Annotated in this window: 13 protein-coding genes; 10 read left to right on the top strand and 3 right to left on the bottom strand. The window is 73.7% G+C overall.

All coding sequences use genetic code 11. The annotated features are described in order from the left end of the window. Positions 1-3: 3 nt before the first annotated feature. The 3 genes from J0910_RS18615 to J0910_RS18605 all read right to left on the bottom strand — a co-directional run bounded on the left by J0910_RS18615 (position 4) and on the right by J0910_RS18605 (position 3,364). Positions 4-906, bottom strand: coding sequence for a sulfotransferase family protein (locus J0910_RS18615; protein WP_420159811.1), 903 nt, complete (start codon positions 904-906; stop codon positions 4-6). Between the two features lie 181 nt (positions 907-1,087). Next, entirely contained in the window at positions 1,088-2,440 is a 1,353-nt protein-coding gene (locus J0910_RS18610) for an MFS transporter (protein ID WP_420159810.1), read from the bottom strand. Between the two features lie 132 nt (positions 2,441-2,572). Beyond that, entirely contained in the window at positions 2,573-3,364 is a 792-nt protein-coding gene (locus J0910_RS18605; RefSeq protein WP_420159809.1) for a DeoR/GlpR family DNA-binding transcription regulator, read from the bottom strand. Between the two features lie 116 nt (positions 3,365-3,480). Between J0910_RS18605 and J0910_RS18600 the strand changes: the two genes are divergently transcribed. The 10 genes from J0910_RS18600 (at position 3,481) to J0910_RS18555 (ending at position 12,752) form a co-directional block, all read left to right on the top strand. After that, positions 3,481-4,170: an HAD family hydrolase gene (locus J0910_RS18600; protein ID WP_420159808.1), complete on the top strand. Its 690-nt coding sequence runs from the start codon at positions 3,481-3,483 to the stop codon at positions 4,168-4,170. Next, positions 4,167-5,924, top strand: coding sequence for a dihydroxyacetone kinase family protein (locus J0910_RS18595; protein ID WP_420159807.1), 1,758 nt, complete (start codon positions 4,167-4,169; stop codon positions 5,922-5,924). Before J0910_RS18600 ends, J0910_RS18595 begins: the two co-directional genes overlap by 4 nt. Before the next feature lie 234 nt (positions 5,925-6,158). After that, positions 6,159-6,680: an RpiB/LacA/LacB family sugar-phosphate isomerase gene (locus tag J0910_RS18590; RefSeq protein ID WP_420159806.1), complete on the top strand. Its 522-nt coding sequence runs from the start codon at positions 6,159-6,161 to the stop codon at positions 6,678-6,680. Positions 6,681-7,116: 436 nt separating this feature from the next. Further along, on the top strand, positions 7,117-8,178 hold the full coding sequence (locus J0910_RS18585; RefSeq protein ID WP_420162018.1) for an NAD(P)-dependent oxidoreductase: 1,062 nt from the start codon (positions 7,117-7,119) through the stop codon (positions 8,176-8,178). Between the two features lie 202 nt (positions 8,179-8,380). After that, positions 8,381-8,641: a hypothetical protein gene (locus J0910_RS18580; RefSeq protein ID WP_420159805.1), complete on the top strand. Its 261-nt coding sequence runs from the start codon at positions 8,381-8,383 to the stop codon at positions 8,639-8,641. Between the two features lie 437 nt (positions 8,642-9,078). Further along, positions 9,079-9,204, top strand: a complete 126-nt coding sequence (locus J0910_RS18575) for a lasso RiPP family leader peptide-containing protein (protein WP_017592827.1) — start codon at positions 9,079-9,081, stop codon at positions 9,202-9,204. A 139-nt stretch (positions 9,205-9,343) separates the two neighbouring features. Then, the gene (locus tag J0910_RS18570; protein ID WP_420159804.1) at positions 9,344-11,185 is read left to right on the top strand and encodes an asparagine synthase-related protein; all 1,842 of its coding nucleotides are present in this window, start codon (positions 9,344-9,346) and stop codon (positions 11,183-11,185) included. 4 nt (positions 11,186-11,189) lie between these two features. Next, on the top strand, positions 11,190-11,429 hold the full coding sequence (locus J0910_RS18565) for a lasso peptide biosynthesis PqqD family chaperone (RefSeq protein WP_420159803.1): 240 nt from the start codon (positions 11,190-11,192) through the stop codon (positions 11,427-11,429). After that, positions 11,371-11,844 (top strand): lasso peptide biosynthesis B2 protein, encoded by a 474-nt coding sequence (locus J0910_RS18560; RefSeq protein ID WP_420159802.1) that lies wholly within the window; start codon positions 11,371-11,373, stop codon positions 11,842-11,844. The genes J0910_RS18565 and J0910_RS18560 overlap by 59 nt, the downstream gene beginning before the upstream one ends. Before the next feature lie 200 nt (positions 11,845-12,044). After that, positions 12,045-12,752, top strand: a complete 708-nt coding sequence (locus J0910_RS18555; RefSeq protein WP_420159801.1) for an ABC transporter ATP-binding protein — start codon at positions 12,045-12,047, stop codon at positions 12,750-12,752. Positions 12,753-12,835 lie beyond the last annotated feature (83 nt).

The following is a 12,835-nucleotide window of genomic DNA, read 5'->3' as shown; positions in this document are numbered from 1 at the left end:
GCATCAGCGGGAGGCCCTCGCGGAGCTCTTGGTGTAGCCCAGCCGGGACAGCTCGGTGCGGGCCACCGCGTGCACGTCGGCGCGCTGCTCGGCGGTGAGGCGGGCGCGGTGCGACCCGGGCGGGGCGGCGCCGGCCTCCACCAGCTCCACCGCGGAGACCCGGATTCCGGTGAAGGCGAGCAGCTGCTCGGCGGTCTCCACCTCGCGGCCGCCCAGGTCCTCGTAGCGCAGCGTCATCAGCCGGTCGGGGCCCAGCTCGGAGCGGAGCCGGGCGGACAGCCGCACCGCTCCGCGCCAGCGCATCGCGCACTTGGCGGCCTCGGAGAGCGAGGGGTGGCGGTCGCGCTCCTCCTCGGTCTCCACGCCGAAGAAGGGGTGCGGCAGCTCGCCGTCCAGGCTCATCCCGCCGGGCCGGAACCAGGCGGTCTCCCGCTCGTCGCCGAGCATGTCCGCCACCACGTCCCGGCCGTCCCGGATGATCTGCACGAACGCCGCGTCGCCGAAGGCCGCGGCGAGCACCGGGGCGGTGTAGAGCAGGTCGGGGCTGGCGTCGCCGTAGGCGGTGGTGCCGGAGGCGTGCGGGCAGGGCTCGGCGGTCTCCCGGGCGGGCCGGCGGGCGTCCGGGCAGCGCTCGCAGTTCCCCGGGGTGAGCTGCCAGGACTCGGCGAAGGCGTCGCGCAGCAGGGCGGCGGTCCCCGAGGCGCGCTCCTCGGCGACGGAGGGGCGGCGGGCCACCGTGTACACCGCGTTCATCACGGCCTCGTGCCCGGATCCCAGTAGCAGGCCGGGCGCGCGGCCGAGCGCGCGGGCGAGGAGGCCGACCCCGGAATGGGGTGCGCCCAGCACGAAGACCGGGCGTCTGACCTTCGTCCCGTTCACGACGAGGATGTACGGCGGCTGCTTCATGTTGGTCGATTTTTACACTCTTTGCCGGACTCCGCTGCGCACCCCGCCGCCGTTGTGCGGTTGTTCGGACGGTACCACCAGGTCAGCGCGGAAAAACAGGGCAAAGGACGGGTATTCGGGCGCGTTCCGTGCGGGCGGGCCGCCCGGACCGGGGTCCGGGCGGCCCGCGGAAGGGGGCGGCTCAGCCGGCCGGGGACCGCGGCGGGGCGGCCGCCCCGCCGGCGATCTCCTGCAGGTCGGCGCCGGTCTCCATGGCCGCCTGGGTCTTCTCGGGGAGCTTGAGGAACCAGGTCATCACCGCGGCGGCGACGTAGAGCACCGCGAAGACGATCACCACGCCGCCGGCGCCCAGCGGGCCGAGGAAGAGGCTGACGATGGCCGGGCCGACGAAGGCGGCGGCGCCCGCGCCGAAGTTCAGCAGCGCCATCGCGCCGCCCTTGTTCTCCGGGGCCAGCGAGGGCAGCAGCGCCGAGATCGGCACGAACCCGGCCAGCGTCGCGCCGTACGCCGCGCCGACCAGCAGGGCCAGCCAGTAGTGGTCGGCGCCGGCGGCGACCGGGACGAAGTAGAGCAGCAGCGTGGTCACCGAGCAGCCCAGGGCGCCGAACCAGAAGATGGTGTTGCGCCAGCCCAGCCGGTCGCTGATCACGCCGAAGATGAGGTTGAAGAAGATGTTGGTGCCGTAGATGACCGAGACCAGCAGCAGCCAGCGGCTCTCGCCGAAGCCGATCTGCTCGGCGAAGATCGTCGGGAACAGCACCAGCATGCCGAACTCGGGCGCGGTGTTGATGACGCGCACCACCATGCCCATGCCCACCCGCGGGTTGCGCCAGGCGATGGCCATGCTGGACATCAGGCTCTGCACCGGCTTGACCTCGGGCGGGGCCAGCCGGGAGTAGCCGGTGCGCTCGCGCACCCCGAGCAGGCAGACCAGGCCGCCCAGGGCGATGACGCCCAGCGACAGCCAGAGCGTGCCGTAGTGGCCCAGGAGCGGGTTGGTGAAGCTGGCGACCAGCGCGCCCAGCGTGGGCAGGCCGCCGGTGAAGGCGAAGTAGAACCAGCCGACGGCCGCGCCCAGCCGCCTGGCCGGGGCCACCGCGGTGATCCACACCAGGAAGCCGAAGGCGAACATCGGGTAGCCGAACCCGCGGAGCCCGTAGAAGAGCAGCATCAGCGGGTAGTTCCCGGACCCCGCGACGATGAGGAACCCGACGTGGCAGGCGAGCCAGATCACCAGGCCGACGAACATGACCCGGCGCGGCCCCCACAGCTCCGACAGCGCCCCGGACAGCCAGGACGCCAGCATCACGGCGACGCCGTAGAGCGTGACGACGTAGGAGGCCCGGATGTCGCTCCCGGCCCCGTTGTCGGCGATGAACGGCGCGATGAAGCCGGACTCGATGCCGTCGCCGATCATGAAGATCAGCAGGCCCAGGTAGCCCAGCGCGAGCGGGATCGGCAGCCCCGCCCGGGCGAGCAGGCGGGTGAGGGGACCGCGCTCGGCGGCGCCGGGCGGCACAGGGGTAGTGGTCATGTGTCCTCCAGACGAGATCCGGGGCACATCATGGACCTTGTTAAATTAACATGCAATACGTGAGTCGGTTCTATTGCCGTAACATTCCGCGGCCGGGCGCACCGGGCCCGGTGCGCCCGCGGCGGAGCCGGCTCACCAGGGGGCGACCTCGGTCTCGACGTGCTGCCGGGCCTCCTCGACCAGCTCGGCGGGGGTGTCGGCGTCCACGATCAGCCGGTCGTAGTCGGAGAGCGGGGAGAGCCGGTGCAGGGCCGGCCGCGGCATCTTGCTGGAGTCCATCAGCAGCACCCTGGTCCGGGCGCTGGCCAGCATGGCCCGCTTGACCATCACGATCTCCGGCTCCTGGTGGAAGGTCATCTCCGGGGTCATCGACGAGGTGGAGACGTAGGCGGCGTCCACGGTCAGCCGCTCCACCGCCTCGATGCAGGCCATGCCGATGAAGGAGTCGTGGGTGCCGGAGTAGTCCCCGCCGATGCAGATCAGCCGGATCTCGTCGGCCCGCTTGAGCACCTCGATCGCGCCCAGGTAGTTGGTGGCCACGGTCAGCGGCCCCACCTCGGGCAGCAGCCGGGCCAGCTCCAGTGCCGAGGTGGAGTCGTCCAGCAGCACCGACATGCCCGGCTCGACGTGCTCCACCGCCCGCCGCGCGATGGCCGCCTTGGCCTCCACGTGCGCGCCGCGCCGGTACTCCTCGTTGCTCTCGAAGACGGTGGAGGGCAGCGCGGAGACCCCGCCGCGGAACTTGCGCAGCAGGCCGCGGCGGGCCAGCTCGTCCAGGTCGCGGTGGACCGTCATGAGGCTGACCCCGGTCAGCTCGACCAGCTCGGCCGCCGAGGCCGACCCCCGGTTGATCACGTAATCGGTGATCCGCTGCTGCCTGATGGTCCGTGAGCGGGTGCTTCCGCCGTGCGTCTCCTTGCTCATGCCGACCAGGATCGCGCATCCCCGCAGGACTCCGCGCGCTTCACCGCATCCCGAGTGGTGACAACTAACAACTAGCATGTTAACTTCGCGTTGAGTTTGTGAAAGGGGTTGTATCGATGACACTGGCCGCGGTCGTCTTCGACATGGACGGGGTACTCGTCGAGAGCGAGCACCTCTGGGAGGAGAACTGGACCGCCTACGCGGCACGGCACGGCGTCGAATGGACCCCCGCCGACACCGCCACCTGCCAGGGGAAGAGCGCCCCTGAATGGGCGGCCTACCTCGCCGAGCGCAGCGGGGTCCCGGACCGCGCGGCCGAGGCCGAGAAGGCCGTGGTCGACGGGATGATCGCCGCCATCGCCGACGGCCGCGCCCCGCTGCTGGAGGGCGCCGGCGCCATGGTGCGCGACGTCGCCGCGGCCGCCCCCGTCGCGCTCGCCTCCTCGGCGGCCCGGCCGGTGATCGACGCGGTACTGGACGCCTACGGGCTCACCGCCTGCTTCACCGCCACCGTCTCCAGCGCCGAGGTCGCCCGGGGCAAGCCCAGCCCCGACGTCTACCTGGAGGCCGCCTCCCGGCTGGGCCGGGACGGGGCCGAATGCCTGGCGGTGGAGGACTCCGGCAACGGCATCCGCGCCGCCGCCGCGGCCGGGCTGACCGTGATCGCCCTGCCCAACCCCGCCTACCCGCCCAAGCCCGAGGCGCTCGGACTCGCCGCCGAGGTGGCCGCGAGCAACGACGACGCCCGGCTCAGGCTGCTCGGCCGCCTCGGCGGCGAGCGCCGGACCCCGGAGGTGCGCGCATGACCGTCCTCGGAGAGGCCACCACCTTCAAGCGCGACTGGCTCGACGGCTTCGCCACCGCCTACGGCCGCACCGTGCGCAAGGTCCCCGGCGCCTACGGCGTGGTGGCGCGCCGCGCCCCCCGCCCGGGCAAGGTCGCCGTGGTCATCGGCGGCGGCTGCGGCCACTACCCGGCCTTCGCCGGGCTGGTCGGCCCCGGCCTGGCCGACGGCGCGGTGGTCGGCGACGTCTTCACCAGCCCCAGCGCCGAGCAGGTCTACCGCACCGCCCGCGAGGCCGACCAGGGCGGCGGCGTGCTCTTCTGCTACGGCAACTACCAGGGCGACGTGCTCCACTTCGGCCTGGCCGCCCGCCGGCTGGCCGCCGAGGGGATCGACAGCCGCACCGTCCTGGTCACCGACGACATCGCCAGCGGCCCGCCCGAGAGCCCGGAGCGCCGCCGCGGCGTCGCCGGGGACCTGCTGGTCTTCAAGGCCGCCGGCGCCGCCGCCGAGCGCGGCGACGACCTGGACGGGGTGCACGCCGCCGCGGCCAAGGCCAACGCGGCCACCCGCACCTTCGGCGCCGCGTTCGGCGGGTGCACCCTGCCCGGCGCCGCCGAGCCGCTGTTCACCGTCGCCCCGGACGCCATGGAGCTGGGCCTGGGCATCCACGGCGAACCGGGCGTGCGCACCGTCGGCCGGCTGGGCGCCGAGGCGCTGGCCGACGAGCTCGTCGACGGCCTGCTGCCCGAGCTGCCCTCCGGCGCCCGGGTCGCGCTCCTGCTCAACGGGCTGGGCCGGACCAAGTACGAGGAGATGTTCGCCGCCTTCCCGCGGATCCACCGGCGGCTGACGGAGGCCGGGCTGACCGTGCTGGACAGCCAGGTCGGGGAGTTCGTCACCTCGCTGGACATGGCCGGGCTCTCGCTGTCGGCCATGGTGCTCGACGACGAGCTCGCCGAGCTGTACGCCGCGCCCTGCGACACCCCCGGACACCGCAGCACCGGCGCGGTCCTGGGGCCGGTCGCCACCGAGCGCACCGAGGACGCCGGCCTGGAGCGGCCCGCCGAGTCGCCGGCCGCCGGGCCGGTCGACCGGGCGCTCACCGCGGCCATGCTCCGCCTGGAGCAGCAGGAGGAGGAGCTCGGCCGGCTGGACGCGGTCGCCGCCGACGGCGACCACGGCCTGGGCATGACCCGCGGCATCCGCGCCGCCGTCGCCGCGGCCCGCGCCGCGGAGCGGGGCGGCGAACCGGTCTCCGGCGCGCTGCTCGCGGCCGGCACCGCCTTCGCCGACGCGGCGGGCGGCGCCTCCGGGGCGCTGTACGGGGTGCTGCTCACCGAGACCGGCGCCGGGCTGGCCGGCCTGGCCCCCGCCGAGATCGGCCCGGTCGCCCTCTCCCGGGCGGTGGACGGCGCCGTCGCCGCCTTCACCGAGCTGGGCGGCGCCGAACCGGGCGACAAGACCATGCTGGACGCGATCGGCCCGTTCCGCGCCGAGCTGTCCGCGCACGCGGCCCGGGCCGGCGCGGGCGCCGGCCCGGCCGAGGCCGCGGCCGCCTGGGGCGAGGCGGCCGACTGCGCCGCCGAGGCGGCCCGCGGCACCGCGGGCCTCCTCCCGGCCAGGGGCCGCGCCGCCCGGCTGGCCGCCCGCAGCCAGGGCCACCCCGACCCCGGCGCCACCTCCTTCGCGCACCTGGTCGGCGCGGTCGCCGAGGCCGCCCGCGCCGCGCTGAAGGAGCGGGCGGACTCCGGCGCCGCGGAGCCCGCGCCGTGAACCCGCGCGGCGCCCGCCGGAGGGCCCGCCCCGGGGCGCCGGGACCGGTACCGGGAGGTCCGCCGGGCACCCGGAGGAGGCCTCGGCCGACCGGCGGGCGCGCCGACCGGGAGGCGGCCCCCGGGCCGGCTCCGCGGCGGAGGAGCACGGGCGGGAACCCCGCCGCCCGCCCCGCTCCGGCGGGGCGCATCGACACCACCGGGCTCCGGCCCGTTCCCGACGAGGAGGTATCCGATGAGCGCTGAGCAGGCGCGCGGCGAAGAGCCGCTGCGCATCGTGGTCGCCGCCGACAACGCCGGCGTCGAGCTGAAGGACCGGCTGCGCGAGCTGATGCACGGCGACCCCCGGGTCGCCGGGGTGGTCGACGTGGGCGTCAGCGACACCGCCGACGACACCGCCTACCCGGTCCCGGCCGCGGCGGCGGCCGAGATGATCGCCCGCGGCGAGGCCGACCGGGGCGTGCTGGTCTGCGGCACCGGCATCGGGGTGGCCATCGCCGCGAACAAGGTGCCGGGCATCCGCGCCACGGTCGCGCACGACTCCTACTCGGCCGAGCGGTCCATCAAGTCCAACGACTGCCAGGTCATCACCTTCGGCGCGCGGGTCATCGGCCCGCACGCCGCGGAGAAGATCCTCACCGAGTGGCTGGGCCACCGCTTCGACGCCGCCTCGCCGAGCGCCGCCAAGGTCGCCCGGATCACCGAGTACGAGAACGAGCACGCCGGGGCCGGAGCCGCGGGCACCGGCTGCGGCTGAGCACCCGCGCCGCCGCCGGCCGCCGCGGCAGAGGGCGGTTCCCCGGTCCGGGGCTTCGGAGCCGGCCCCGCCGGGCCGGTCCGCCGCCGGGCGGCGCGGGAGCCGCTCTCCCGGTCCTCGGCACCTGTTGCGACAATCGCTTGAAGCGGCAGGGACCGGACCGGCCGGCGGGCCCGGGCCCGGCACGAGGGGCGGTTCCGCCGCCCCGCCCGGCCGCAGGGGCATCCCGCGCGGAGGGCCCGCGACCGCCGGGCCGGCGGCGGGGCGGGAACGGCCCCGGCTCCGATTCGGGCACCCGGCCGCAGGCCCGGGAAACAACGACGGGGCGGCGGCCGCCCCAGGGCGGCCACCGTTCCGGCCCTGCTCCGCCAGGGCGACCCCTCCCCGGCCCGGAGGCCGAGGGACCCTCGGAAGGAACCTGATGAAAGGGACAACGTTGCGGATTCTCGCTGCTGGAGACGAGTTCGTCGGCACCGGGCTGCTGACCTCGGCGGTGCGGGCGGAGCTGGGCACCGCCCCCGGGCAGGACGGCGACCCCGAGTTCGCCGAGCTCTCCCTGCCCTGGCCGATCGAGCCGTTCGGCCCGGTCGGCGGGGTGCAGGAGGCCAGCGGCACCGAGGAGCAGGTGATCGAGGCGGTCGCCGGCGCCGAGGTCGCGGTCACCCAGATGGCGCCGTTCACCGGGAAGGTGTTCGCCGCCGCCCCTGACCTGCGCATGGTGTCGGTGTCCCGGGGCGGCCCGGTCAACATCGACCTGAAGGCGGCCACCGCCGCCGGGGTCGCGGTCACCTACGCCCCCGGGCGCAACGCCGCGGCCGCCGCCGAGTTCGCCGTCGGCCTGCTCCTGGCCGCGATGCGCCGCATCTCCACCTCCTCCGCCGAGCTGCTGGAGGGCACCTGGCGCGGCGACCACTACGCCTACGCCAACGCCGGCGTGGAGCTGGAGGGCACCACCGTGGGCCTGGTCGGCTACGGCGCGATCGGTTCCCGGGTGGCCCGGGTCCTGGTGGCCTTCGGCGCGAAGGTGCTGGTCTCCGACCCGTTCGCGGACCCCGCGAAGATCACCGCGGACGGCGCCGAGCCCGCCGAACTGGACGACCTGCTGCGCCGCAGCGCCGCGGTGAGCCTGCACGCCCGCCTCACCGAGCAGACCCGGCACCTCATCGACGCCGACCGGCTCGCCCTGATGCCCGAGGGCGCGGTCCTGGTGAACAGCGCCCGAGGCGGGCTGCTCGACTACGCGCCGCTGCCCGGCCTGCTCCGCTCCGGCCGCCTGGGCGCACTGGCCCTGGACGTCTACGACGTCGAGCCGCCGCCCGCGGACTGGGCGCTGCGCGACGCCCCCAACGTCATCGCCACCCCGCACCTGGCCGGCGCCAGCCGGCAGACCGCCGAGCGCGCGGCGGCCATCGTCGCGGCCGAGGTCGGCCGGTACGTGCGCGGCGAGGACCTGGCCAACGTCGCCAACCCCGACGTGCTGGACCGGTTCCGGCGCTGACCCGCCCCGGGCGGCGGTCCCCCCTGACGGGACCGCCGCCCACCGGGCAGGACCCGCCCGCGCCGCCCCCCCGGGACGGAACGCCGGCCCGGTGTCGCCCGCCCGTGCACGCGCGGAGGCCGCCCGCCCCGCCCCGGACAGCAGGCCGCCGCTCCCGGGCGCCCCGGGCCCGGCCGATCCCGGCGCCGGCGCCCGAGGCGCGGTGATCACCGCCGCCCGCGCCCTGGGCCGCCCGGTCGACGAGGACCGCCGGGCCTCCGGATCCCGCACGGTCGCCCCGCGCCCGGAGAACACCGCCTTCTACGAGCGCGCCTACACCGGCTACCGGATCTCCCTCACCGCCGTCCGCCGCGCCTGGGCGGCCTGCCCCGCACCTCGCCACGTCCCTCCCCGCTCACGGGAGCGCTCCAGGACGGAGCGGCCGGTGCCGCGGACCCGTCTGGACGCTTCGACGGATCCGTAGCGCCGTAACCGCTCTGGGAGACCGGGGACGGAACGCCGTCGCCAGGCGCTCGCCGCGTCGGCCTTTCGCCTTTCCCGCTGTCGGTGGCCGAAGAAGGCGAGAGGAGCGGCCCCGTGCACCACCGGTCCGGTTGTGGTCCGTGCAGCCCTGACCGCGTCGGCGCAGACCCGGACACCGCTTGGCAGAGAGCCGGAACCGGGCGGCTCGGTGTCCGGCATCGGTGCCGCGGCGGCCCGGCCGGAGGGGGGAGGTACCGGCTGCCACCGGTGGCGGCCGAATGGCCGGCTGGAAGCCGCCGGGAAGTGGAACAGAAGTTGAGGCCGTGTGCTTCTGGAACCGGGCGGGAGGCCTGCTGGAGGGCGGGGTGCAATCTTTGTTCCAGTGCTTTTCGGTGTGTCGCTGAAAAAGCACTTGAAACCAATGGGTAAGGAGAAGGCATGGAGAACGCGATGGAGGTGTACGAGCCGCCGGAGTTCATCGAGATTGGTGACTTCGCCGAGCTCACCCGCCTGACCCGTGATGGGAACTGGGTGGACAGCCCCGGCTGGGGTTGGTGGCTCTAACGCCTTCAGGGGAAGGCCACGAGTGAAATCGTGAGGGGCGGGGCGGTGCCCTCCTGGGCTTTCCGTCCTGCCTCTCTCTTTCTGTTCTGCATGTTTCTCGCGCTCGGGTGAGTGTGCTGCCGGCCTGGTTGAGGAGCAGATGACGTTCATAATCCTTCCCGACGTCGAAGGGGCGCCCCTCGGAAAGATAGGGGCGGACCGCTTCGGAAAAGTCCTGGAGCACCGGTCGGGGCGGCCCTGGATCATCGGTGATTGGCAGGAACCGGAGGTCGTCGAAGCATGCTCCGGTCGGACACGGGTCGTGCTGCTGGGCGCCGTCGGCGTCTCCTCCCGGGAGCTGCAGCGCAGGATCGCGACCGTCCGGAGCATCGAGGACCTTGACCCCCTCTCCCTTGCGGTTCCAGGCTCCTACCACATGCTCGCCTCTGTGGATGGGCGTATGAGGGTGCAGGGGACGCTTTCCACCGCCCGCCACGTCTTCTACGGGCGGTTCGGCGAGGTGGTCGTCGTTGCGGACCGGCCGCAGGCCCTGGCCCGAGCCGTGGGGGCGGACATCGACGTGGACCGCCTTCCGCTCCACCTCCTCGCGCCCTTCGGTCCGCCGTGGCCGCTGAGTGAAGAAACGCTGTGGAAAGGCGTATATTCGGTATCGCCGGGAAATTACCTTTCCCTTTCCGAGCGAGGGGTGGCCGGGGTCACTCGCTGGTGGAGTCCGCCCTCCCCGGCCTCACCGTTGAGGGAGGGCGGGGAGCGGGTCCGGGCCGCACTGGAGGCCGCGGTCAGAGCCCGCACCGGTGGCGGGGGTCCGGTGGCCGTGGACTTCTCCGGCGGGATGGACTCCACCAGCCTGGCTTTCCTCGCAGCCGAGCACTCGTCCCAGGTGGTGACCGTACACACCGAGGCGCTCGGCAGCGCCAACGACGACGCGCAGTGGGCGGAGCGCTGCCGCCAGGCCCTCCCGGACTCCCGGCACCTGGTCGTGCGGCGCGGTACCGCCCCAGCCCTGTACTCCCCACTGGAGAAGGCCCGTCTCGACGACGAAGGACCGCTCTCCTTCGCCCGGGCCCGCTCCCACTACGAGGACATCGCCCGGCGGGTCGCCGGGACCGGGGCCCGGTACCATCTCGGCGGAGTCGGTGGAGATGAACTCTTCCAGCCCTCTGTGCTGAACCTGACCGCGCTCCTGCGCAGTGCACCGCTTCGTACGCTCCCGCACATCCGGAGGTTCCGGCACCGATACCGGTGGAGCCTGCGCCGTGCGGCCCGAGTGCTGGAGCGGCAGAAGCCCTATCGTGCCTGGCTGGCCGAGTGCGCGGATCGGTTGACCGGGGGCCGCTCCTGGGGGGCGTGCCCGGACACCGACTGGGAGATCGCGCCGAGGATGCCTCCGTGGGCGAGCGAGCGCGCGATCCGGCGGGTCGCCGGGATGCTCCGGGAAGCGGCGCAAAGGGGAGCCGCGCCGCTGGACGAGCTCCCGGTCAACCACGAGATGCTCCGGCTCATGCAGGTCAACGGCCGGGCTATGCGGATGAACTCCCGAATCGCGGAACACTTCGGTGTGGTTCTGGAAGCGCCCTACTGCGACGATGCGGTCATTCAGGCGGCCATGTCGGTACGGCTGGAGGACCGTGTCGCGGGCGAGCAGCCCAAACCGGTCCTGGCCGAGGCGATGCGGGGCCTCGTCCCGCACGTCTTCGAGCGCCGGACCAAGGGTGACGCAAGCGTTGAGATCTATACCGGAATACGCCGGAACAGGGCCGAACTGGACCGGTTCTGTCGGGAGTCCCGGCTGGCAGAGCTGGGGCTGATCGATGCCGAGGCGATGAGAGAGGTCGTCCTCGGACTGCACGCTGACACCAGGCCGCTCATGCCTTTCGATGCGACTCTCGGGACCGAGCTGTGGCTGCGCGGAGTGGAGGGGCCGAGCGGGTCGCCGATACGAGCCGGAGAGGGGAATGAGGGTGGGTTGGTCGCTGAGTGACGGGGTGACGCTGGCGGAGACGCCCGACGGCGTCGTCCTGCTGGATGAGCATAAGGGCAGGTATTGGCAGTTGAACGACACCGGGGGAGTGGTGCTCCGCTCTCTGCTGGGCGGAGGAGGGGTGGAAGAGGCGGTCGCTGAACTGCGACGCAGATACCCCTCCGTCGGCGACACGGTCGCCGTCGATGTGCAGAAGGTGGTCGGCAGGCTCGAGGCCTCGGGGATGGTCAGAGATGAGTCCTAGGATGACCGCCCTGGAGACCGCTCCCCGCCCTCCGCTGGGCGCTCGGCTTCAAGCTCTTCCGGTCATCGGCGCCGCTCGGTTGCTGGCGCGGTGCAGGCCGGCCCGGATCAGAGCGGTCTTGGGCGTCCTCGCCCGGGGAGCGGGCCCGGCCACGGCTGAGCGGACCGCCCATGCCCGCGATGTCGTGGTGGGAACGAGTATGCGCTGCGCGGGCCCTCGGTGCCTGGAGCGCTCCATCGCCACCGCATTGCTCTGCCGCGTCGGCGGGACATGGCCGGACTGGTGTACCGGTGTTGCGCTGCGGCCGTTCCGCGCCCACGCCTGGGTCGAAGCGGAGGGAAGGCCGATCGGTGAGGACGAACAGGACATCGCGCTGTTCGTTGCGGCGATGCGTGTGACGCGGCGGGGGACATGACCATTCGGCCGTGCCGGCCTGAGGGCGGGCTCCCGCCTTCCCGCCGTGTACCCCCTGAGGGGCAGGGGGCGGCTCACCCGGCAGGCGGATGCGTTCGGTGCGTGCTCGGGAGAACACTCGGAGACATGGCGGAACAGGAAGAGCGAACCGAAGGCGGAAGGCCCGTGGCGGGAAGCGGAGCGGCGGCGGAACTGCGGAATGTGAGTCGAACATACGGTGAGGGCGATGCGGCCGTCTCCGCTCTGGACGAGGCGACCGCAGGTTTCCGGGAAGGCACCTTCACCGCGGTGATGGGGCCGTCCGGGTCGGGAAAGACGACACTGCTGCAGTGCCTGGCCGGACTGGTCCGCCCCTCCGCCGGGACGGTCGCCCTGGGCGGCGTCCGGATCGACGGACTTCCGGAGAAGCGGCTGGCCAAGGTGCGCCGTAGCAGAGTCGGCTTCGTCTTCCAGGAGTTCAACCTCATCCCGGCGCTCACCGCACTGGAGAACATGCTCCTGCCGATGCGCCTGGCCGGCCGCAGACCCGACCGGGAATGGGTCGACGAGATCACCGGACGCACCGGGATCCGCCACCGCCTGTCGCACCTGCCGCACGAGCTCTCCGGCGGTCAGCAGCAGCGGGTGGCGATCTGCCGGGCCATGGTCACCCGGCCCGCGGTCATCTGCGCGGACGAACCGACGGGCGCCCTGGACGGCTCCTCCGGACGCCAGGTCATGGCGCTGCTCCGCGAAGCGGTGGACGTCTACCGGCAGACCCTGGTCATGGTGACCCACGACCCTGTGGCCGCCTCCTACTCCGACACGGTCCTTTTCCTCGTGGACGGGCGCATCGTCGAAAAGATGGATCGGCCCGCGCCGCACACCGTCGCCGAGCGGATGACCGCCCTGGTAGAGGAGGTCCGGTGAGCCGGCTGAGCACCGAGACCGTGCCGATGCGGACTGCACCGACCGCGGGGACGGGGCGGAACACACCTTCCCGGACACCTGGA

The organism is Nocardiopsis oceanisediminis, assembly GCF_048595525.1.
Taxonomy (GTDB): Bacteria; Actinomycetota; Actinomycetes; order Streptosporangiales; family Streptosporangiaceae; genus Nocardiopsis_A; species Nocardiopsis_A oceanisediminis.
This window is presented reverse-complemented; position numbering and strand designations above follow the sequence as displayed.